Origin of the sequence: Bacillus sp. NPDC094077 (assembly GCF_050279465.1) — a bacterium.
Classification (GTDB): Bacteria; Bacillota; Bacilli; order Bacillales; family Bacillaceae_G; genus Bacillus_A.
This window is the reverse complement of sequence record NZ_JBNNUF010000005.1, coordinates 163,753-163,974: the sequence shown is the minus strand read 5'-3', so window position 1 is coordinate 163,974 and position 222 is coordinate 163,753. Positions and strand designations below refer to the sequence as shown.

At 38.3% G+C, this 222-nt stretch carries 1 protein-coding gene; it reads right to left on the bottom strand.

Going from position 1 to position 222, the window contains the following annotated elements; genetic code table 11:
- A partial coding sequence (locus tag ACQKNR_RS14985) for a hypothetical protein (RefSeq protein WP_427318582.1) occupies positions 1-222 on the bottom strand: 222 nt, incomplete at both ends.

Below are 222 nucleotides of genomic sequence, written 5' to 3'. Positions count from 1 at the left end.
AGACTCTTCTGCTTCCGCAATTACTTCCACTTCTTCAGACTCTTCTGTTTCCGCAATTACTTCCACTTCTTCAGATTCTTCTGTTTCTGCAATTACTTCCACTTCTTCAGATTCTTCTGTTTCTGCAATTACTTCCACTTCTTCAGATTCTTCTGTTTCTGCAATTACTTCCACTTCTTCAGATTCTTCTGTTTCTGCAATTACTTCCACTTCTTCAGATTC